Annotated in this window: 22 protein-coding genes and 1 tRNA gene; 7 read left to right on the top strand and 16 right to left on the bottom strand. The window is 70.1% G+C overall.

Going from position 1 to position 20,591, the window contains the following annotated elements; all coding sequences use genetic code 11:
• Positions 1-109: 109 nt before the first annotated feature.
• The 3 genes from JOD54_RS09820 to mscL all read left to right on the top strand — a co-directional run bounded on the left by JOD54_RS09820 (position 110) and on the right by mscL (position 1,545).
• Positions 110-421 (top strand): FmdB family zinc ribbon protein, encoded by a 312-nt coding sequence (locus JOD54_RS09820; RefSeq protein WP_204450227.1) that lies wholly within the window; start codon positions 110-112, stop codon positions 419-421.
• A gap of 106 nt (positions 422-527) precedes the next feature.
• Positions 528-1,097, top strand: coding sequence for an SAF domain-containing protein (locus tag JOD54_RS09815; RefSeq protein WP_204450226.1), 570 nt, complete (start codon positions 528-530; stop codon positions 1,095-1,097).
• 49 nt (positions 1,098-1,146) lie between these two features.
• Entirely contained in the window at positions 1,147-1,545 is a 399-nt protein-coding gene (gene mscL / locus JOD54_RS09810) for a large-conductance mechanosensitive channel protein MscL (RefSeq protein ID WP_204450225.1), read from the top strand.
• A gap of 541 nt (positions 1,546-2,086) precedes the next feature.
• Here mscL and JOD54_RS09805 read toward each other — a convergent pair.
• The 12 genes from JOD54_RS09805 to JOD54_RS09750 all read right to left on the bottom strand — a co-directional run bounded on the left by JOD54_RS09805 (position 2,087) and on the right by JOD54_RS09750 (position 12,392).
• Positions 2,087-2,260, bottom strand: a complete 174-nt coding sequence (locus JOD54_RS09805) for a hypothetical protein (protein WP_204450224.1) — start codon at positions 2,258-2,260, stop codon at positions 2,087-2,089.
• Positions 2,261-2,268: 8 nt separating this feature from the next.
• Positions 2,269-2,769, bottom strand: a complete 501-nt coding sequence (locus JOD54_RS09800; protein WP_092779689.1) for a MogA/MoaB family molybdenum cofactor biosynthesis protein — start codon at positions 2,767-2,769, stop codon at positions 2,269-2,271.
• A gap of 235 nt (positions 2,770-3,004) precedes the next feature.
• Positions 3,005-3,313: a hypothetical protein gene (locus JOD54_RS09795; protein WP_204450223.1), complete on the bottom strand. Its 309-nt coding sequence runs from the start codon at positions 3,311-3,313 to the stop codon at positions 3,005-3,007.
• A 572-nt stretch (positions 3,314-3,885) separates the two neighbouring features.
• Entirely contained in the window at positions 3,886-5,295 is a 1,410-nt protein-coding gene (locus JOD54_RS09790) for a trypsin-like peptidase domain-containing protein (protein ID WP_204450222.1), read from the bottom strand.
• 70 nt (positions 5,296-5,365) lie between these two features.
• Positions 5,366-6,433: a galactose-1-phosphate uridylyltransferase gene (galT, locus tag JOD54_RS09785; protein ID WP_204450221.1), complete on the bottom strand. Its 1,068-nt coding sequence runs from the start codon at positions 6,431-6,433 to the stop codon at positions 5,366-5,368.
• Positions 6,430-7,239: a DeoR/GlpR family DNA-binding transcription regulator gene (locus tag JOD54_RS09780; RefSeq protein WP_204450220.1), complete on the bottom strand. Its 810-nt coding sequence runs from the start codon at positions 7,237-7,239 to the stop codon at positions 6,430-6,432. Before JOD54_RS09780 ends, galT begins: the two co-directional genes overlap by 4 nt.
• Positions 7,240-7,305: 66 nt before the next feature.
• Positions 7,306-8,700, bottom strand: a complete 1,395-nt coding sequence (locus JOD54_RS09775) for a HAMP domain-containing sensor histidine kinase (protein ID WP_204450219.1) — start codon at positions 8,698-8,700, stop codon at positions 7,306-7,308.
• Positions 8,700-9,407, bottom strand: a complete 708-nt coding sequence (locus tag JOD54_RS09770) for a response regulator transcription factor (RefSeq protein WP_204450218.1) — start codon at positions 9,405-9,407, stop codon at positions 8,700-8,702. The genes JOD54_RS09775 and JOD54_RS09770 overlap by 1 nt, the downstream gene beginning before the upstream one ends.
• Before the next feature lie 41 nt (positions 9,408-9,448).
• Entirely contained in the window at positions 9,449-10,060 is a 612-nt protein-coding gene (locus JOD54_RS09765) for a trimeric intracellular cation channel family protein (protein WP_204450217.1), read from the bottom strand.
• A gap of 18 nt (positions 10,061-10,078) precedes the next feature.
• Positions 10,079-11,239 (bottom strand): GNAT family N-acetyltransferase, encoded by a 1,161-nt coding sequence (locus JOD54_RS35485; protein WP_204450216.1) that lies wholly within the window; start codon positions 11,237-11,239, stop codon positions 10,079-10,081.
• On the bottom strand, positions 11,236-12,078 hold the full coding sequence (locus JOD54_RS09755; RefSeq protein ID WP_204450215.1) for a 3-hydroxyacyl-CoA dehydrogenase family protein: 843 nt from the start codon (positions 12,076-12,078) through the stop codon (positions 11,236-11,238). Before JOD54_RS09755 ends, JOD54_RS35485 begins: the two co-directional genes overlap by 4 nt.
• Positions 12,075-12,392 carry an EthD family reductase gene (locus JOD54_RS09750; RefSeq protein ID WP_204450214.1) on the bottom strand — a complete coding sequence of 106 codons (318 nt, stop codon included), beginning with the start codon at positions 12,390-12,392 and terminating at the stop codon, positions 12,075-12,077. The genes JOD54_RS09755 and JOD54_RS09750 overlap by 4 nt, the downstream gene beginning before the upstream one ends.
• Positions 12,393-12,445: 53 nt before the next feature.
• Here JOD54_RS09750 and JOD54_RS09745 point away from each other — a divergent pair, with 53 nt between their 5' ends.
• Positions 12,446-13,087, top strand: coding sequence for a histidine phosphatase family protein (locus JOD54_RS09745; protein ID WP_204450213.1), 642 nt, complete (start codon positions 12,446-12,448; stop codon positions 13,085-13,087).
• A gap of 118 nt (positions 13,088-13,205) precedes the next feature.
• On the top strand, positions 13,206-14,738 hold the full coding sequence (locus JOD54_RS09740; RefSeq protein ID WP_239573326.1) for a GGDEF domain-containing protein: 1,533 nt from the start codon (positions 13,206-13,208) through the stop codon (positions 14,736-14,738).
• On the opposite strand, the gene JOD54_RS09735 is transcribed toward JOD54_RS09740, so the two are convergent.
• From JOD54_RS09735 to JOD54_RS09725, 3 genes are all read right to left on the bottom strand, one after another.
• Entirely contained in the window at positions 14,714-15,361 is a 648-nt protein-coding gene (locus JOD54_RS09735; protein ID WP_204450212.1) for a response regulator, read from the bottom strand. The two genes, JOD54_RS09740 and JOD54_RS09735, sit on opposite strands and share 25 nt — an antisense overlap.
• Before the next feature lie 127 nt (positions 15,362-15,488).
• Positions 15,489-16,694: an ABC transporter permease gene (locus JOD54_RS09730; protein ID WP_204450211.1), complete on the bottom strand. Its 1,206-nt coding sequence runs from the start codon at positions 16,692-16,694 to the stop codon at positions 15,489-15,491.
• Positions 16,691-17,602: an ABC transporter ATP-binding protein gene (locus tag JOD54_RS09725; protein ID WP_204450210.1), complete on the bottom strand. Its 912-nt coding sequence runs from the start codon at positions 17,600-17,602 to the stop codon at positions 16,691-16,693. The genes JOD54_RS09730 and JOD54_RS09725 overlap by 4 nt, the downstream gene beginning before the upstream one ends.
• 171 nt (positions 17,603-17,773) lie before the next feature.
• On the opposite strand from JOD54_RS09725, the gene JOD54_RS09720 reads away from it, so the two are divergent.
• Positions 17,774-17,846: transfer RNA gene (locus tag JOD54_RS09720), tRNA-Arg, on the top strand.
• Positions 17,847-18,060: 214 nt separating this feature from the next.
• Here the strand turns inward: JOD54_RS09720 and JOD54_RS09715 are convergent.
• Entirely contained in the window at positions 18,061-18,642 is a 582-nt protein-coding gene (locus tag JOD54_RS09715) for a hypothetical protein (RefSeq protein WP_204450209.1), read from the bottom strand.
• A 232-nt stretch (positions 18,643-18,874) separates the two neighbouring features.
• Here JOD54_RS09715 and JOD54_RS09710 point away from each other — a divergent pair, with 232 nt between their 5' ends.
• Positions 18,875-20,557 (top strand): non-ribosomal peptide synthetase, encoded by a 1,683-nt coding sequence (locus JOD54_RS09710; protein ID WP_204450208.1) that lies wholly within the window; start codon positions 18,875-18,877, stop codon positions 20,555-20,557.
• Positions 20,558-20,591 lie beyond the last annotated feature (34 nt).

The following is a 20,591-nucleotide window of genomic DNA, read 5'->3' as shown; positions in this document are numbered from 1 at the left end:
ACCGAATGTGACCTTGCTCGGGAACATTTGCGCTCCGCGCGCGCGTTACCGCAGAATCGGTTGGCACTCTCGCCGACCGAGTGCCAGATGCGACAAGGGAGCCCAGTCCGTGCCCACGTACCAGTACGCCTGTACGGCATGCGAGCACCGCTTCGAGGCGGTGCAGTCGTTCAGCGACGCCGCGCTGTCCGAGTGCCCGGAGTGCACCGGCAGGCTGCGCAAGCTCTACGGCTCGGTCGGCGTCGTCTTCAAGGGCAGCGGCTTCTACCGCAACGACAGCCGGTCCGGTTCGTCGAGCGCGTCGTCGACGACCACCCCGGCCACGCCCGCCAAGACCGAGTCGAAGTCCGAGTCGAGCACCAGCGCGAGCAGCACGCCCGCGCCCGCCGCCAAGTCGGACACCGCGGCCAAGGCCTCCTGAGTTATCCACAACGCCTGGGGTCATCCACAGCGGAGACCCCAGGCTTTCGCATGCCCCGACTTCCTCCTAGCGTTGCGGTCAGACCCACTCTGACCTGGAGGAACCCGTGATCTCGATCCGCATGCCACACCCGCTCGCGCTCCGCAGGACCATCGCCGCCGCCCTCGCGCTGACCGCGGTAGTCCTCGCCTGCCAACCGTCACCCGCAGACCCGTCGGTGCCGCTCGTGGTGGCTGCGCACGCCCTCGCGCCCGGTGTCGCGCTGACCGCGGACGACATCCGGATCATGCGCGCGCCACCGGACCTGCGGCCCGAGCAGGCGCTGTCAGACCCGGCCGAGGTGGTCACGCGGATCCCCGCCGGGGCCATCGGGGCGGGCGAGGTGATCACCCGCGTGCGGCTCGTCGGCGCCGACAACCTGGTCGCCACGGCCGGGCCGGACGCCGCGGCGGTACCGGTGCGGCTACCCGACGGCGAGGTCGCCGACCTGCTCTACCCGGGGGTCCGGGTGGACGTGGTGACCGGCGACCACGACGTCCTGGCCAGGGACGCCGCGGTGGTCGCGGTGCGCGGGTCGGACGGGGGCAGCCTGGTGCTGCTCGCCTTACCCAGGGCCGAGGCGGTCGAGGTGGCCGCGGCGGCGTTGACCGACCCGGTGGCGGTTACGCTCCGGTAGCCAACGCCCCCGGACGGTGATGCCGTCCACCCCAGAATGGAGCGCCCACGTGCTGAAGGGCTTCAAAGACTTCCTGATGCGCGGGAACGTCATCGACCTCGCGGTCGCGGTCATCATCGGTGCCGCGTTCACCACCATCGTCACCTCGTTCACCGACGGCCTGATCAAGCCGCTGATCAACTCGGCTGGCGGGACCAAGGCCGCGGAAGGCCTCGGCTTCCGGATCATCGGCGGCAACCCGTCGACGTTCCTCGACTTCGGCGCGGTGATCAACGCCGCGATCAACTTCCTGATCGTCGCCGCGATCGTCTACTTCGTGATCGTGCTGCCGGTCAAGCACATCCAGGACCGCCGCAAGCGCGGCGAGGAGCCCGGCCCGGCCGAACCGACCGACGTCGAACTCCTCACCGAGATCCGCGACCTGCTCCGCCAGCAGCAGAGCCGCTGACCCGCTGGGACCGTGCCCGCGGCACCGCCGCCCCGTGCCGCGGCACGGTCAACCAGCCACCAACCCCAAGGAGGTGAACCGCTCAGAGCCTGACACCGCACACCGGGCCGCCGCGGCACGCCCACTCCTCTGACCGGTGCGCCTGGGGACGCGACCGGTCCCGGGCGCCACGCGCCGACCAAGCGATCGCGATCGCGGCGATCACCATCCAGGAGCGCGCCGACCACACCGTGCCGCAGCACTGTGCACTGGTTGAGCATGGCTGCCGCGGTCATGGTGGCCTTTCTCCGCGCGCCGCAGCTGCATCAGCAGGGCCCTAGGAAGCCCAGCCGGCGCGGAGGGCATCACCTTGCCCGCCCGCCGCGCCGCGTGCTCGGTCAGGTGCTCGGCGACGCGGCGCGCTCGACCTGGCCACGGCCGCAGCGCGCCAACTCGTCCACCCGAACCAGCCCGACCTCGACGGGCGGGGCCGGTTCGCCGTCGACGAGTCCTCAGCAACCGGCAGGCGCCGGTTGGGCTGGCCCACGACGCGCGGTGCTGGTCAGCCGCCGTGGTGGGGTGGGCGGTTTTGGTGGTACCAGTCGTCGGGGGTGGCCGACGGTGGGGTGGGGTCGCGTTCGTCGGTGGTGGTGTCCGGGAGGACGTCGCCGAAGATCTCGTCGAGGGTGGGGCGGGGTTTGGGGCGCTCGGGGTGGGCGGGGTCGGTGGAGGGCATGGCGGGGCTCAGTTGGTGTCCAGGCCGGAGAGCTCGCCGATGACGTAGGGGACGAGCGCGGACAGGGTGGCCATGCCGTCGCGGACGGCGCTGCGGGAGCCCGCCAGGTTGACCACCAGGGTGCTGCCCGAGACACCGACGAGGCCGCGGGAGACGCCTGCGTCGACCGCGCCAGCGGCCAGGCCCGAGGAGCGCAGCGCCTCGGCGATACCGGGGATCGGGCGGTCCAGCACGCCCTGGGTGGCGTCGGGGGTGACGTCGCGGGGGGACACGCCGGTGCCGCCTACCGTGACGACGAGGTCGGCGCCGCCGATCACGGCGGTGTTGAGCGCGTTGCGGATCGCCACGGTCTCGCCCTCGACGGTCACCACGCCGTCGACGATGAACCCGGCTTCCTCGAGGAGTTCGGTCACCAAGGGGCCGACGGTGTCCTCGTGCTCCCCGTGGGCCACCCGGTCGTCGACGATCACGATCAGAGCCCGGCCAAGCCGCTGCGCGCTTCGTTCCATAGGTGCCACCGTAGTCGCAGCGGCGGTCGGAAGCCGCTGGAGGTCAGGTGCGTCAGGCACTGTTCACCGGGCCCGCCGGGCACGGCTGAAGACCACCACGGAGCGGTCGGCCGCGCGGCGGTCGTGGTCAGTGCCTACAGGTGCTGTGGGTGCGACGGGAGCACGCGAACCGGTCGGCCATCTGGCCGAACAGGTGGGCGTCTCAGATGGACGGCCACTGTGGACCGGAGCGGGATCAGGCGAAGCTGACCGACAGCAGGAAGGCCAGGTAGAGGCCCACGGCGACCATGGCGGTGCGGTTGAGCACGATGCGCTCCGCGCGCATCGCGTACTCCAGGCAGACAGCACCCAGCACGATCCAGACGGCCGGGTGGGCCCAGTGCACCAGGAAGGCGTGCGGGTCCGACAACCCCTCGGTCCGCACCGTCAACACCGTCGCCTGCAACACGGCGACGCCAACGCACACCGCGGCGGCCAGCAAGCCCAGCGGGAGCCGGACCGGCCCGCTGAGCGAGTCCCGCACCCTGCGCAACGTCGATGCCATAGACCCATTGTCACGGCTGGAACCCCGCCGTGTCGCGGTAGATCGCCTGCTACTAGGTCACAATTCGCGATACTGCCGACTTTGTGGAACTAATTGTGCCGCTGTCATCAGGCAAAGTGCACAGCGCAATCCCGTTTCGGCCTTGCGGCCAGAGCCCCTGGGATCGGCCGGGCCCGAATGGAGCACCGGCAGCATACCCCGCACCGGACCGTCCACTACAGCTGGTGACCAAACCGGCCACGGAGAGACAGCGGCGGGCCAGGGCATCGACCACCCGACCCACCCGAGTGGACAGAGCCTGGGAGCGCGACCGGAGCTGGGAACGCTACCAGTCCCGTGCATCCGCGCGGCCGACCCCACGCGGCCGAGAACTCGGCAGCGGCGAATTCTGTGAATTAAGAGAATCGCGATACCCGCTACGTGCGAGGAGCCGCAGGTGGGCGGTGAGGGGATTACCGTCCACGTGCGGCTCCAGGCGTCAGGCTTCCCTTGCTGAAAGCCTGGTCCCGGTTCGGGGGCAACGAACCGGAAGGTGGTCTCGGGCGCGCGAAGCGCCCGAGCGTCGGAGGGGCCTAGCTGGTTTCCACGGTCTGGCCGCTGAGGGTGGCCTGGACCGTCTTGCCGTCGGACAGGGTCAGGGTGACCTTGTCCCCGGGGGCGTGCGAGCGGACCGCGGCCACGAGTGCGTCGGCGGTGTCGATGCGGCGGTCGTCGAGCTTGGTGACCACATCGCCGGACTTGACGCCCGCTTGCTCGCCGGGACCGCCGCCGGTGACGTCGGCGATGAGGGCACCGCCGGAGTCGGCGTCGCGGACCGACACGCCCAGCACGGTCTGGGTGGCCTTCCCGGTCTTGACGATCTCCTCGGCCGTGCGGCGGGCCTGGTCGATCGGGATCGCGAAGCCGATGCCGACCGAGCCGCCGCTGCCGGATGCCGAGCTCTGCGGGCTGTAGATGGCCGAGTTGATGCCGATGACCTGGCCCTGCATGTTGACCAGGGGGCCACCGGAGTTGCCCGGGTTGATCGCGGCGTCGGTCTGCACGGCGTCCATGACCGTGGCCTGGTTGCCGCCGTCACCGCCCGCCCGGGTCGGGCGCTGCAGCGAGCTGACGATGCCCGAGGTGACCGTGCCGGAGAGCTCGAACGGCGACCCGATGGCCACCACCGCCTGGCCGACCCGCAGGTCGTCGGAGCGGCCGAGCTCGGAGACGGTCAGGTCGTCGACGCCCGCGGCCTTGACCACGGCGACGTCGGAGTTGGGGTCGCGCCCGACCACCGTCGCCGTGGCCGTGCGGCCGTCCTGGAAGACGGCCTGGATCTGGCCGCCGTCCACCGCGCCCTCGATCACGTGGTTGTTGGTCACGATGTACCCGTCGCGGCTGATGACGAAGCCGGACCCCTCCCCTGCGGAGGACCGGCCGCGCACCTGCAGCTGCACCACGCTCGGCAGCACCTTCTGGGCCACCGACTCGACCGAACCCGCCGGGGCGGCCGCGGTCTGCTTGGCCGTCGGCGGCGCGTCCAGCGCGGTGCTCGACGAACCCGAGTCGCGGTCGGCGGCGAGGTAGCCGCCCGCCGCGCCCGCGCCACCCCCGACGACCAGCGCGAGCACGGCGACGCCGACCACCAGTCCCGTGCGCCGCGGCTCCCGGCGCGGCTGCTGGTACTGGTGCGGTTGCGGTACCCCCGGGTGCGGCAGCCCCGCGTACTGCGTCCCGGGGGGTACCGCACCGTGTTGCTGGGTGGGCTGCTGCCAGCCGCCCTGCTGCTGCCAGGCGCCGCCCACCCAAGTCTGTTGGGTGCCGGTCCCCGGCGCGGCGAGGCCCTGCTCCTCGCGCGCCGGGGTGCCGGCCTCCACCCGCGCGGGGCCCTGCTCCCCGCCCGGAGTCCCGTCACCCGACGGCGTCTCGGCGGCCTGGGCCGCCTGCGCCGACCACGGACTGGTGGGTCCGGGCTGCTCGTCGGGCTTGTTCTCGGTCATGTGTCCACCTTGCGGGTCGCGACTGAGAAGCACCTGAGACCGTCCTGTGCGGAACCCGTGTTTTCCGCCCTCAGCCCGCGGCGGCCGCTCTCAGCCGCTCCGCGAGCCGCTCCGGCGTGCCGTCGTTGATCCACACGGCCATGCCGGACTCCGAGCCAGCCAGGTACTTCAGCTTGTCCGCGGTCCTCTGGACGGAGAAGACCTCCAGGTGCAGCCACGTGAGATCTCGCCCCACCCTGGTCGGGGCTTGGTGCCACGCGGCTATGTAGGGCAGTTCCCCCTCATAGAGCCTGTCTAACCTGCCAAGCACGTTCAGGTACACCTCAGCGAAGTCATTTCGCTCGATCTGGGTGAGCGCCGGGAGGTCTGGTACCTGTCGGTGCGGCACTAGGTGCACCTCGACCGGCCAACGCGCGGCAGAGGGCACGTAGGCGGTCCAGTGGTCGCTGGAGACGACCACCCGGGTGCCTTCCGCGCGTTCGTGGGCGAGGACGTCACCGAGGACGGGACCGCCGTGGGCTTGCGCGACGGCGAGCATCTTCTCGGTGCGGGGTGTCACGAACGGGTAGCCGTAGATCTGACCGTGCGGGTGGCTCAAGGTCACGCCTATAGCGTCGCCGCGGTTCTCGAAGGGGAACACCTGCTCGACGCCCGGCAGCGCTGACAACGCCTCGGTGCGGTCGGCCCAAACGTCTACGACTGTGCGCACGCGCGTAGGCGTGAGCTGGCCGAAGGACGAGTTGTGGTCTGGGGTGAAGCAGACGACCTCGCAACGACCGAGGCCGGGCGCACGGGGGATCAAACCGGAAACGGTTTCCGCTACCGCGTTCTGGGCGACCGAGGGGAACCGGTTCTCGAACACGACCACGTCGTAGTCGGCTTCCGGGATCTCGGTCGCCTGCCCCGGCGCTGACGGACACAGTGGACACAGGCCCGCGGGCGGCTTGTAGGTCCTGCTCTGCCGGTGCGCGGCGATGATGACCCACTCGCCGGTGAGCGGGTCGCGGCGGATCTGCGAGAGGGTTTCGCCGCGCGGCAGGTCACGGGTGTCGACGGCGGTCCTGGCTGGGGCGCCGGGGGTGTCGTCGAAGTAGATGATCTCGCGGCCGTCGGCCAGCCTGGCCGGGGTGCGCTTCACGCCTCGGCCTCGGCGAGTTCCTCCACCTCGGGCAGCGCCTGCGCGACGACCAGTTCGCCGACCCGCTCGCGCAGCACGGCGACGGCGTCGTCGGGCAGCCCGTCGTCGGTGATCAGCACGTCGGCCTCCTCGAGCGCGGCGACGGTGGAGATGCCGACGACGCCCCACTTGGTGTGGTCGGCGATCACCACGAGCTTGCGACCGGCCTCGATCAACGCGCGGTCGGTCTCGCTCTCGTTGATGTTCGGCGTTGTGAAGCCCTGTCCCTCCGACATCCCGTGCACACTCAGGAACACCATGTCCAGGTGCAACGAACGCAGGGCCCGCACGGCGACCGGGCCGACCAGGGCATCGGAGAGGGTCCGCACCCCGCCCGTGAGCACCACAGTGCGGTCCGGCCGCCCGCCCGCGCGGAGCACATCGGCCACACGGATGGAGTTGGTGACAACGGTCAGCTCCGGCACGTTGTCGAGGAACCTGGCGAACGTGGAAGTCGTAGTGCCCGCGGAGATGCCAATGGCGGTGCCCGGGCGGATAAGGGCCGCCGCGTACGCGGCGATGGCTTCCTTCTGCGGCAACGATCGCACGGACTTGCCATCGGTGCCCGGTTCGCGCGTAGGCCTACCGACGGCCGTAGTGGCACCGCCGTAGACCTTCTCCACTAGGCCGCGCTTGGCGAGCACGTCCAAGTCGCGCCGGATCGTCATGTCGGACACGCCGAGGCGGACGACCAGGGCATGCACCTGGACGGCGCCGGTGCGCCGGATCTCCTCCAGGATCACTTCCTGACGCTGACGTGCGAGCACAACACAATTCTACGCAGTCAAACGCTCGGTTCTGTTTGTCCGCGATGTGGTCTTACCCCGGTCGGCTCAATCGGCCCTGCCGGGCAGCCGCATCGCCATCAGGGCGCCGCCGTCGGCCGAGCGGCTGGCGAACACAGACCCACCATGGCGTTCCGCGGCCTGCTTCACGATCGCGAGGCCCAATCCCGACCCGGGCAGGGTGCGCGCTTCCTGCGACCGGTAGAACCGGTCGAAGACGTGCGGGAGGTCCTCGTCGCTGATGCCGGGACCCGCGTCAGCGACCTGCAGGAAGGCGTAGCCGTCTCCGGCCGCGGACAGTTCGACCCGGACGACCCCGCCTGGCGGGCTGAACTTCACCGCGTTGTCCAGCAGGTTCAACACCGCCCGCTCCAGCGAGGCGGCGTGCCCGATCAGGTGCCACGGCTGCAGCCGCACGTCGAACCGGACGTGGGCGGCGCGGCGGCGGGCCCGGTCGAGGGCCTGCTCGACGACCTCGACGAGCTCCACGTACTCCTGCACCGCGGGCGCGGCGTCCTCCCTGGCCAGTTCGACGAGGTCGCCGATGAGCTGGGTGAGTTCGTCGAGCTGGGCGCGCAGGTCGTCCTGGATCTCGGAACGGTCCTGGGCCGAGAGGGTGGGCGCGCCGGGGGCTTCGGAGGCCAGCATCAGCTCCAGGTTGGTGCGCAGCGAGGTCAGCGGGGTGCGTAGCTCGTGCCCGGCGTCGGCGACCAGCCTGCGTTGCCGTTCCTGTGCTTCGGCCACCGCGCCCAGCATTGTGTTGAAGCTGCTTGTCAATCGAGACAGCTCGTCGTCGCCGGCTACGGGGATGGGTCTTAGCTCGCCGGTTCTCGTTACGCGTTCCGCTGCTGCAGTAAGGCGTTGGACGGGTCTTAGGCTTCCGCGCGCGACAGCGGTACCCGCCAAGGCGGCGACGATGATGCCGGATCCGCCTATAACGATGAGGACCACCGCGAGCTTGCCGAGGGAGCTCTTAGTCGAGTCCAGCGGTTGGGCCAAGACGAGCGCGGTGCCCTCTAGGAACGGGTACTGCACGGCGTACACCCGCGTGTCAGTGCCCTGGTCCGTGCGGAAGTAGTCCTGTTTGAGCCCGGCCGCGACCTTGAGCTCCTCGGGGCCGATCGGTGGCCGGATCACCAGGCTGTTGATCGCCGACAGGCCGCTGTCGTCCACGACGTCGAACTTGATGTCCGACAGGTCGAGGAAGATCCGCGGGATCTGGGTGCGGCCCTCCGCGACGACCTGGGTGTTGCTGACCAGCGCGGTGGCGCGCTCGCGGAGGTTCTCGTCCACCTGCTCGTAGAGACCGCGGGAGACGGTGATGTAGGCGCCCAGCGACACCAGGGCCACCGCGCCGCCGACGCAGAACGCCGCGAGCAGGGTGATGCGGGACCGCAGGGACACCCGCTGGGTCGACCGGGTCCCCGTGGGCAGGTCGGTCATCAGGGCGGGGTCTCCCGCAGGACGTAGCCGACGCCGCGGACCGTGTGGATCAACCTCGGCTCGCCCTCCGCCTCGGTCTTGCGGCGCAGGTAGCCGACGTAGACCTCCAGGGCGTTGCCCGAGGTCGGGAAGTCGTAGCCCCACACCTCCTCGAGGATGCGGCCGCGGGTGAGCACCTGCTTGGGGTGCGACAGCAGCAGCTCCAGCAGCGCGAACTCGGTGCGGGTCAGGCTGATCGCGCGCTCGCCGCGGCGGACCTCGCGGGTGCCCGGGTCCATCTCCAGGTCGGCGAAGCCGAGGGTGGGCGCGGTGGTGGTCAGCTGCTCGTGCGCGGCCCTGCGCAGCAGCGCGCGCAGCCTGGCCAGCAGCTCTTCGAGGGCGAACGGCTTGGGCAGGTAGTCGTCGGCGCCCGCGTCGAGGCCCGCCACCCGGTCGGAGACCAGGTCGCGCGCGGTGAGCACCAGGATCGGCAGGTCGTCGCCGACACCGCGCAACCGCCTGCACACCTCGAGGCCGTCGAGGCGGGGCATCATCACGTCGAGCACCATGGCGTCGGGCCGGTTGACCGGTTCAGCACCGGCACCCAGCACGGACTCCAACGCCTGTTGGCCGTCGCTGGCGAGGTCTACCTGGTAGCCGTTGAACTGCAGCGACCGCCGAAGGGACTCGCGCACGGCCCGGTCGTCGTCGACTACCAGAATGCGCATGCGGTCAGTGTTCCCTGTGCTGCTGAGACGCGCCTGAGAGTTCACCGATCGAGTCCTCTGGCCACCGGGGCGTTCCACTGGCGCCAGAGCGCCAAGACGCGGATGGCGACGACGATCGCGGCACTGACCACCGTGACCGGAGCCGCTGGCCAGCCCGCCTTCGCGCCGACGACCACCACGACGGCCCCGGCAAGAGCGGCGAGCGCGTAGATCTCCCGGCGAAGGACTAGAGGGATCTCGCGAAGAAGCAGGTCACGCATGGCCCCGCCACCGATCCCGGCGGTCATCCCGATCAGGCAGGCCGTGTAGGCGGGGACGCCGGTGGCAAGTGCCGTCGCGGTGCCAGAGACGGTGAACAGGCCTAGGCCGACGGCGTCGGCTAGGAGTACCGCTCGCCTTAGCTTGGCTACCTGCGGGTGGAAGCCGAAGACGCCTAGAGCGGCGCCGACCGGCACTACGAGGTAGGTCCAGTCTTTAAGGCTGGTCGGCGGGTGGATGCCGAGCAGGACGTCGCGGATGATGCCGCCGCCTAGGGCTGTGGTCAGCCCTAGGACGACGACTCCGAAGACATCAAGCCGCGCCCGGACTGCAGCCAACGCCCCTGAAGCCGCGAACACGGCTAGGCCTATCAGTTCCAGGACGATGAGCAGCACAAACGGGCAGCGTAGTACTCAGAAGGACTCACCTAGATGGACCGGGTGCGGCGCGCCGGTGAGCCGGTCGAGAGCTGCGGCGACCTCGTGCGATCCGCTCAAGAGGCCAGCCCGGCGCAAGGACGCCGAAGAGGCCGAGCCCGTGAACCACGGCCCTAGCGCGCGGGCTTCCAACTGCACCGCCCCGCTACCTCCCTGTTCAGCCGTCACCGTGCCTTCCTCGTGGATCAAGCGCCACCGACCTGCCTGCCAGGGGGCGTGCTGGTCGGTGACCTCGATGTCGACGGCAAACGGCTTCGCCTCGACCAAGGCGGGCCAGCCACGCGCGGCTACGGCGGCCGGGAGGTCAACCACTCGTGTCATGAAGTCGTGGACCTCGAAGCCCCGCTGGAGCCCGCCCGGCACCGTGAGGTCCACCAGCGCGGGGTTGAGGAGGCGGATGGAGGCGTCGGTGATCGTGCCCGCCCAACTCGCCAACTGCCGCAGGAGCGCGTGGGCGGTGTCGACGTCGTCGGCGACGAGGTCATGGGCGCGCAAACGCTTGCCATCCGGGCGGGCGGCGGCGAGGTAGCCACGGAGCCCGTCGGGTCCGTCGGCGACGGTCACGACGTCGAGTTCGAGCTTGCGGGCCATGTCGAACCCCGGCGCGGTGCGGTCGAGCGGGCCGTCCATGGTTGACGCGGTCCGCAGGTAGCACGCGTGGATCTCGTCCAGATCCGCTCGCGTCGCCGGGCGCACCGCGACCGATGACCGGGGTGTCGCCGCGAGGTCGGACAGGGTCACCAAGGCGACCTGCATGGTGCCTACGTGCTCCCAGCCGTAGCGGCGGTAGGGCGGGATGACGTACGGGTACAGCGTGGAGATCGGCTGGCCCTGTTCACGCATCAGCACCAGCGACTCCGCGAGGAGCCTGCCCGCTACACCCGTGCCCCGCGCGTGCGGCTGCACAGACACGCTTGCCACTCCGCCCATCGGCACAGCGCGCCCGCCGAAGAACTGGCGGTAGTTCCACACACGCAAGAAGCCCGTGATCCCGGTGTCGTCTTGCGCGACAAGGGCGCTGGCCGAGCCAGGCGGGTCATCCGGCGTCGTAGGCACTTCCTGAGGACCACCGAAGGACAGACGCCGTAGGCGATAGACGTCTTCGAAGTCCTCGGCAGCATAAGAGCGAACCGTCACCACGAGAAGAAGCCCTGCCCCGTCTTACGCCCCAACTCGCCGCGGGCGACCTTGTCGCGCAGCAACTGCGGCGCCTCGAACCGCGGGCCGAGCTGCTTCGCCAGGTGGTCGGCGATGGAGAGCCGCACGTCGAGGCCAACAAGATCGGTCAAGCGCAAAGGCCCCATCGGCCACGCGTAACCCAAGCGCATGCCGGTGTCGATGTCCTCGGCGGACGCGACGCCCTCCTCGAGCATGCGGATGGCTTCGAGGCCGACGGCGACGCCGAGGCGGGAGGTGGCGAACCCGGGCGAATCGCGGACCTCGATGACGGTCTTGCCCAGCGCCTCGGCCCACCCGCGCACGGTCGCGACCACTTCCGCGGGCAGCCCCTGGTGCACGACCAGTTCCACGAGCGCCTGCACGGGAACCGGGTTGAAGAAGTGCATGCCGATCAGGCGTTCACCGGGAAGGCCTTCGGCTATGGAAGCGATCGACAACGACGAGGTGTTCGAGGCCAGCACCGCGTCCGGGCACCGCTGGGCCACGGCCCCGAAGATCGCGCGCTTGAGCTCGATCTTCTCCGGTACGGCCTCGACGACCAGCGCGGTGTCGGTCGGCAGCGCGGCGAGGTCTTCCACTGTGGACAGCCTGCCGAGCAGCTCAGCGGCGGTCGTGCCGAGCTTGCCGCGCTCTTCGGCCTTGGTCAGCGACGCCTTGACGTTGGCCACGCCGACCGCCGCGCGTTCGGCATCGGCCTCGGCCAGCACGACGGAGCTCCCCGCGGCGAGGAAGACGTGCACGATCCCCGCGCCCATCGTCCCGCCGCCGACCACGGCAACCGTGCCAGGGACAGTCACGCGAGCACCTCCGCGGCGAACATGGCGACCAGGTCGAGGCCGCCGATCTCCGACAGGTTAGCCCCGGCCGCCTGCCACTCCGGCGACCTGAGGGCGACCTTGAGCGCCGCCTCGTCCGCGAAGTACATCTCCGCGACCAGGTAGGGCTCGCTGTCGCCGAGGAAGCCGGGCACGAACGTGCGCCGCACCTTCGCCACTTCCCAGCGCAGCAGCCCGGGTGTCTTCTCGATGAGCGGCAGGTGGCTGCTGAAGTACTTGTCGTCGAAGTCCTCCGGCTCGTCCGGCCGACGGTACAAGGCGATGTACTTAATCACTGATGTGCTCCAGGGTAGGTCGGCCAGCGTGGACATTGGGCACGATAGTGAGTGTGCGGATCATCCTGCTGCGGCACGGCGAGAGCCTGGGCAACATCGACGAGCTCGCCTACTGCCGCATCCCCGACCACGCCCTCCCGCTGACCACCCGTGGGGAGGCCCAAGCTCGCGCCGAAGGCGAGCGCCTACGCGCGCTCCTCGCCGGAAACCCGGTCGCCGCCTACGTGAGCCCTTATGTGCGCACCATGCGCACCTTCGAGCTCTTAGGCCTACCTGTGGAGCGGCACGTCCAAGAGCCCCGGCTGCGCGAGCAGGACTGGGGGAACCTGCAGGACCCCGTGGAGCAACAGGTGCAGAAGCAGAAGCGACACGAGTTCGGGCACTTCTTCTACCGGCTCGCGCACGGTGAATCCGGGGCGGACGTCGACGACCGGGTGGCCAGTTTCCTGTCGGAGCTGGAAACCAGGGTGGAGCACGACCCGAGCCACCCGGACACCGCGCTCGTGGTGTCGCACGGGCTGACGATGCGGCTGCTGTGCAGGCGGATGTTCTCCTGGAGCATCGAGCTGTTCGAGTCGCTGTCGAACCCACCGCACTGCGACCACCGGATCCTGACCTACGCCGACGGCCGCTGGACCCTCGACCGGCCGTTCACCCAATGGCGGCAATCGCCGGACGAGACCACCCAGCTGTGAGCGGAAACGGCTCGTCACCGCCGATCCGGCACACCCCCGTACTCCGATCGGGCAAGTCCGCACCGGGCTTGTAGCCTTGCCAGAACTGTGTCGCAGGCCACGAACGGGCCGCCGTTCGATGAGACAAGTCGAGGACGGTGTGGGGCACGACGACCAAGGCGCAACCGAGGCGTTGCTGGCGGACCAGGAGGTCCGCCTGCTCATCGACGCGGGTCGGGCGAACGAGGCGAACTCGCTGTTCGACCAGTTGCTGGCCAAGGTCCCGCCGGACCTGGACCCGTGGGCCAGGGCGGCCATCCTCACCAGGCGCGCGGTCGCGGCGTGGCGGCTCAAGCGGATCCCGCTGGCGCTGGAACTGGCCGCCGAGGGCTGGAGCGACATCGACGCGGAGACCCCGACCGGGTCGCACGCCGCGGACACCCTGGGGCGGCTGGGGTACCTGCTGGACGGCATCGGCCACCGGCGGGCGTCGCTGGACATCTCCCGGGTGGCGGTCGAGGTCGCCCGAACCGGTGAAGATCGGGAGATCTTGGCGCACTGCCTGCAGGGCCTGGCGGGCACGCTGAACTTCCGGGCCTGCGAGCTCCCGCCGGAGCTGGCCGAGTCGACCTTCCGGGAGGCCATCCCGCTGTTCGAGGAGGGCCTGACGCTGGTCGCGGAGGGGCGGATCCACCTGTCGCTGCTCGCCGCGTACGGAGCCGCCCTGGCCGGGATCGGTGAGCTCGCCCGCGCGGAGAAGACCGCGAACGACGCCCTCACCCTCGCCGCGCGGCAGGACAACCGGTGGGCGCGGTCGGTGGGCAACTGGGTCTTGTCGATGATCCGGCGCAGGCAGGGCCGCCTCGACCAGGCGAGCGGGTTCGGCCGGATCGCGGTCGACGAGGCCGAGCGGATCAACGACGCGTCGCTGCTGCAGCGGTACTCCCAGGACCTGGCCGACATCTGCCACGAGAACGGCGACCCTATAGGCGAGGCCGAGGCATTGCGGCGCAACATCTCGGCGCGGCGCATGGCAATGGAGATGCTGCAAGAAGGACTCGGCCAGGCTCTAGAACAACGCCGGTTGGCTATCCGCGCACAACGTCTGGCGACAGCGGCACAAGAGCTCGCAACGCGTGACCCGTTGACCGGCCTGTCGAACCGCTTGGGGCTTGAACGCTCCGCGCAAGGCATCTTGGACCGGGCAACAGCCGCAGGACGGATCCCGTGGCTCGTGCTGATCGACGTCGACTGGTTCAAGAGCGTCAACGATGCCGCCGGGCACGCGACGGGTGACGCCGCACTACGCGAGGTCGCGCAGCTCCTGCGGACCGAGTGCCGCGTAGGCGACCTGATCGCGCGTTGGGCGGGCGACGAGTTCGTCGTCCTGCTGACCGACGCGGTGACCGACCACTCCGAGGGGCGCACCAGCCCGGTGGGAGTGGCCGTGGCCGAGCGGATCCGGTTCGCGGTCGACCGGCACGACTGGACCGCGGTGCTCGGCGCGACGCAGCGCCCCACGGTCAGCGTTGGCGTCGCCACCGGCCACGACACCCTCGACCGACTCTTCGCCAACGCCGACATCGCGCTCTATCGCGCGAAGCGGCACGGCCGCAACCGGGTCGAGGTCTACACCCCGGCCGAGGACTACGCGATCAAGCCGCCCCGGTAGGCGACAAGAGCGGCTTGCACGCGGTTGACGGCCCCGATCTTGCCGAGCACCGCGGAGACGTAACCCTTGACGGTCGCCTCCGACAGGTGCAACTGCTGGCCGATCTCGGCGTTGGACAGCCCGTGGCCGACGAGGCTGACGACTTCCAGCTCACGGTCGGACAGCATCGACAAGAGCCTCTGCGCGGGCTCGGCGGCACGCGCGCCGTCGGCGACAGTAGTGACAACACGCGCGGCGACCTTGGGGTCCAGGACAGCGCCACCGGCGGCGAGGTCGCGAACAGCCTTGATGAGGTGCACGGGCTCGGTGTCCTTAAGGAGGAAACCGTTGGCGCCAAGGCGTAGTGCCTCGCGAACGTACTCGTCCACATCGAAGGTGGTGAGCATGGAGACGGCGGGAGGCTCGGGTAGCGCCATCAGCGCGCGCAGGGCGTCGATGCCATCGCAGGTGTTCATCCGGATGTCGAGCAAGGCCACGGCGGGCCGGTGCAGTCGGGCCAGATCAGCCACGTGCACACCGTCGTCGCACTCGGCGACGACCTCGATGTCGCCCGCGCTGGACAGAATGGTCCGCAGACCCGACCGGACCAGGTCCTCGTCGTCCGCGATGAGCACTTTGATCACATGCGCCTCCCGACTGGCGTCACTCCATCACCAAGTATCGGTGCATGCCGTGAGATCGTACCCTCAGTCGGGTGACGCGACGTCACAAGGTGGGGTCCTCAGCCTGAGGACCCCACCTTGTCGGGGGTCAGGAAGCACGAAGGGCGTCGCGCAGCTTCACCTTGGCGCCACTACGGGTAACCGCGTTGCGGTAGATCCGCCCCGACAACCACACCAAACCGGGGATGAGAGCCAGCACGAGCACCACGGCGAGTCCCGCCTCCCAGAACGGAACGCCACCCATCGCCAAGCGCATCGGCATCAGCGTGGGCGCGAACAGCGGGACCATCGACAAGATCTCGACCAACCGGTTCCCCGGGTCCGACGGCAGGATGGAGATGCCGAGCACGTACCCCAGGATCACGAACATCAGCGGCGGCGTGATCACCCCACCGATGTCCTCCTGCCGCGAGACGAGCGCACCGAGCGCGGCGAAGACCAGCGAGTAGGCGAAGAACCCGAGCAAGAACCACACGACCAGCCAGACGGCCGTCCCGATCGCCGTCGACACCGAGATGGTCAACACCCCGGTCGCCAAGCCCGCGGCTATCCCGCCGCCACCGATCACCGCCATCTGCACCAGGCCGACCGTGCCGATGCCGACCACCTTGCCCAGCATCAGCTGCCAGGGCCGGATCGTGGCCAGCAGCAGCTCCACCACCCGGCTCGACTTCTCCTCGACCACGCCCTGCGCCACCGACTGCCCGTTGATCAGCAGCGACATGTAGATCAGGATCCCGGCGATCATGCCGATCACCAGCTGCTGGCCGTTGTAGTCGAACGGCGGCTCCATCGGCTTGACCTCGGCCTTCGCCCCGGCGACCTGCTCGCTGACCGCGGCGGGATCGCCACCGAGGTCGCGGATCTCCTGGTTGAGCGCGAGCTGACCGGCCAGCACGTCGAGCGCGGTGCGCAGCTTCTCGTCGATCTCCTTCTTCACCACCACGACGATCTTGGTGCCGTCGCCGACCAGCAGCGCGTCCAGTTCGCCGGAATCCACCTGCGCCCGGCCCGCCGCCTCGTCGACCTGGCGGGTGTCGATGGTCTGGCCGATCGAGCTCGCGGTCGCCTTGAGCGGGGCCTCCAGGGCCACCGAACCGCCGGACACGCCCACGGTCGCGTCCGAGCCGCCCGCCAGGAACTTCATCACCAGCGAGAAGCCGATCAGCAGCACCAGCGTGGTCGCGGTGGTGATGATGAAGGCCTTCGAGCGCAACCGGGTGTTGATCTCACGGCCCGCGACGAGGCCAACGGCCTCCCAGTTGCCGACGCGGACATCGGGCAGCGCGCTCACGCCGCCACCTCCTCGGACACGACGTTGCGGAACAGCTCGGTCAGCGACTGCCTGCGCCTGGAGAACTCGGTGACCGGCCCGGTCGCCAGCGCGGCCCGCAGCACGGCCTGGTCATCGGCACCGGGGCCCAACTCCAGCACGGTCTGGGTGCCCACGTGCTCGGCGACGGTCACCCCGGTCAGCCCGTCGGCCCAGGTCTTGGGGGCCCGCGGCGCGTCGACGACCAAGTGGACGGTCCCGCCCGCGCGCAGCGCCTCGACCGTGTCACACGCCACCATCTGTCCATTCCGGACAATCCCAACCCGGTGGCACAGCCGCTCGACCAGGTCCAACTGGTGGCTGGAGAACACCACCGGCACCCCCTCGGCCGCCTTGTCCTGCAGCACCCCGCTCATCACGTCCACCGCGACCGGGTCCAACCCGGAGAACGGCTCGTCCAGCACCAGGATCGACGGGTCGTGCACCAGCGCGGCGGCCAACTGCACGCGCTGCTGGTTGCCCAGGCTCAACTTCTGCACCTCGTCGTCGCGCCGAGCGGCCACCCCCAACCGCTCCGTCCACTCCTCCACCGACCGGCGCGCCCGCTCGGTCGACAGCCCGTGCAACCTGGCCAGGTAGACCAACTGCTCGCCCACCTTCATCTTCGGGTACAGCCCCCGCTCCTCCGGCATGTACCCGATGTGCCTGCGCGTCTCCAGCGTGATCGGCTCCCCCGCCCACCGCACCACCCCGGCATCGGCCGCCAACACCCCCAACGCGATCCGCATCGTCGTCGTCTTCCCGGCCCCGTTCGACCCGACGAACCCGAACAACTCCCCGGCCCCCACCGCGAACGTCATCTCCCGCAACGCCACGACGTCCCCGTACCGCTTGGAGACCCCGTCGATCTCCAACCGCCGCTCAGCCACCCCGACTCCCCTCTCCCACGGCCCGTACCAGGGGTATCCTGCCCAACCCACAAGCGGACCGACATCCGGTATCGCCCCTAGTGGACCACCCCACCCCCTCCACCCACGTCCCCCCGCAGGACGACCCCGGCCTGGTCCGCGAGTAGCCCCCCGGTAAGGTGTCGGAGGCTGGCCCTCGTAGCTCAGGGGATAGAGCATCGGTTTCCTAAACCGTGCGTCGCAGGTTCGAATCCTGCCGGGGGCACTCGCTCTGGGTGAACTGTGTCCGCGGAACGCGCGGACCGGGGAGCTCGTCATTTCTTCTGGGGTGCAACCCCAGACCCGCCCGGCGGGCTTCGCCCCCGGACCCCACGTGGTGGCTGGGTGGGTGGGTGCCGCAGGCCAACCCGGGAGGCTTCGCCCCGGACACCCGGGTGGTGGCCGGGTGGGGCGCGTGTGGATGCTGTTCGAGGCTGCCCCTAGTGGGGTAGGGCGTCTAGCCGTTGGGATAGGGGGTTGTCGTGGTAGAACTCGGCTACTCGGGTGGCGTTGCGCAGGAACCACGGGGTTGTCGGGGTCTCGAACACCTCGATCCAGGTGACCAGTTCCTGCAAGCCCGCCCGCGGATCACCGGCGTCGACGGCTTCGAGGGCATCCCGCCGCGCCCCACCCTCTAGTTCCTGGCACTCCGCGATCAGACTCAGCACGACCCGCGGGGCGGTGGTGGCGTTCAGCGGTGGGTCAGCCTGCTCCGGTGGTGGGCCGTCCCACTGGACCTGGTCGCGCAGGCAGGCCACGGAGTACCAGCTGCGCTTGTCGCCGAGGTAGTTCGCGACGGCTTCCAACCGCCGGAAGTACGAGGGCGCCAGCGGCACGTACTCGTCGATGAGCCAGGAAACCAGCCAGTCGAACGCGATCTCCGGCTCACCGGCGGCCGCGTCCTCCCGAACGGCCTCGGCCTGGTGCGGGGGAAACCCCGGCTTCTCGTCCACCAGCTGCGCGAGCACGTCCTCGAGGGTGTGCCGGTTCACGACCAGGTCCGGTTCCGTCATGTCCCCCATCTCACCAGCATCCGCGGCATGCGCACCTCGGCGGGCGCCCGCACGGAACCGGCGTTGCCGGAGTCGACGGCGGGGTGGGACTGTCCACTTGGGAGTGCGGGTTGGGGTTGCGGGGTTGGGGGGTGTGGGTAGGGTGAAAGGGGGTTTGCGCGGTTACGTGGCGTGAGCTCAACTGGGGTTAGAGGACTACGCGATCTGGGGGCGGATGCGGGTGTACTCGACTGGGTGGGCGGTGGGGGTCACGCGGGGTGATGTGGCGCCAGAGGGCACCGCTGTGGTGTGCGGGGGCGAGCGGCTCTCCTATGGCGAGCTGAACGGGCGGGTTCGGGCGCTGGCCGGGCGGCTGCGGGAGAGCGGGGTCGGGCCGGGCACCGTTGTGGCGGTGTGTTTGCCGCGGTCGATCGGGCTGGTGGTCGGACTGCTGGCGGCGTTGCGGGTGGGGGCCACCTACGTACCGCTGGATCCCGGGTTTCCCGCCGAGCGGATCGACTACATGGTTCGGGACTCCCAGGCGAGCGTGCTGCTCACCACGGACACCGGGCCGGAGTACGGGGGCGTCGCGCGGATCGTCGTCGATCTCGGCGCTACCGGGGAAGACCCCGGGGAGACGGCGGAACCGGACCTCGACGGCGAGCTCGCGGCGTACACGATCTACACCTCGGGGTCGACGGGAGTGCCCAAGGGTGTCGTCGTCCCCCGGCGCGCCTTGGTCAACCTGATCGAGTCCATGCGCGCGCTCATGCCGATGCGCCCAGACGACCGCCTGGTGGCCGTCACCACCGTTTCCTTCGACATCGCCGTGGTCGAACTGTTCGTCCCGCTGACCTTCGGCGCCACGGTCGTGCTCGCCGAACCGGAGACCACGCGGGACCCGGCGGCCCTTTCGGCGCTGCTCGTGGACTCGGGCGCGACGATCCTGCACGCGACACCCACGTTGTGGCGGGCGTTGCTCGCGCACGAACCGGCCGGACCGGACAGTGTCCGCGGCCTCCGCGCTTTCACCGGCGCGGAGCCGCTGTCCGACCGGCTGGCGGATCGCCTGCGATCGCTGGCCGCGAGCGTGGTCAACCTGTACGGGCCGACGGAGACCGCGGTGTGGTCGACCAGCGCCGAGGTGTCCGACCACCGCCCCGCGCCGATCGGTCGCCCGGTGGACAACACGCGGCTGCACATCTTGGACGAGCGGTTGCGGCCGGTCGAGCGCGGCACCGTCGGGGAGCTCTACATCGCGGGCGACGGGGTCGCCCACGGCTACGCCGGAATGCCCGGGCGCACGGCTGAGCGGTTCGTCGCCTCCCCCTTCGGCCCGGCCGGGACCCGGATGTACCGCACCGGCGACCTGGTCCGCGAGCAGGCGGACGGCCAATTGGTGTTCGTGAGCCGGGTCGACCGCCAGGTCAAGGTACGCGGCCACCGGATCGAACTCGGCGAGATCGAGGTCGCGCTGGAACGGGTCGACGGCGTCGCGGAGGCCGCGGTGGTGCTGCGGCAGGACGACAACGGTGAGGCCCGGCTGGTGGCCTTCGTCGCCCCGCCGCTGGACGGGGCCGATGTGCGCTCGCGCGTCGCCAACTTCCTCCCCGGCTACATGGTGCCGTCGGTGTGCGTGGCGCTGGAAAGCCTGCCCCGCACGGCCAACGGCAAACTGGACCGGGCCGCGTTGCCCGAGGAACAGCCCGTCCAGCGCACCCCCGCCGCGTCGGACGAGGAGCGGGTGGCCGGGCTGTTCGCCCAGGTGCTCGGGGTCGCGCACGTCGGGGTGGATGAGGACTTCTTCGCCGCTGGCGGGCATTCCATGCTAGTGCCGGTGCTGGTGAACCAGGTCAACGAGACCTTCGGCGTGGCGTGCTCGATGACCGACCTGGTCGCCCACCCGACCGCGGCCGCGTTCGCCGCCGCCGTGGTGTCCGAATAGGAGGTGTCCGAATAGGACACCACGACGGTCGGGT

The sequence above is a fragment of the Actinokineospora baliensis genome, assembly GCF_016907695.1.
GTDB lineage: Bacteria > Actinomycetota > Actinomycetes > Mycobacteriales > Pseudonocardiaceae > Actinokineospora > Actinokineospora baliensis.
This window is presented reverse-complemented; position numbering and strand designations above follow the sequence as displayed.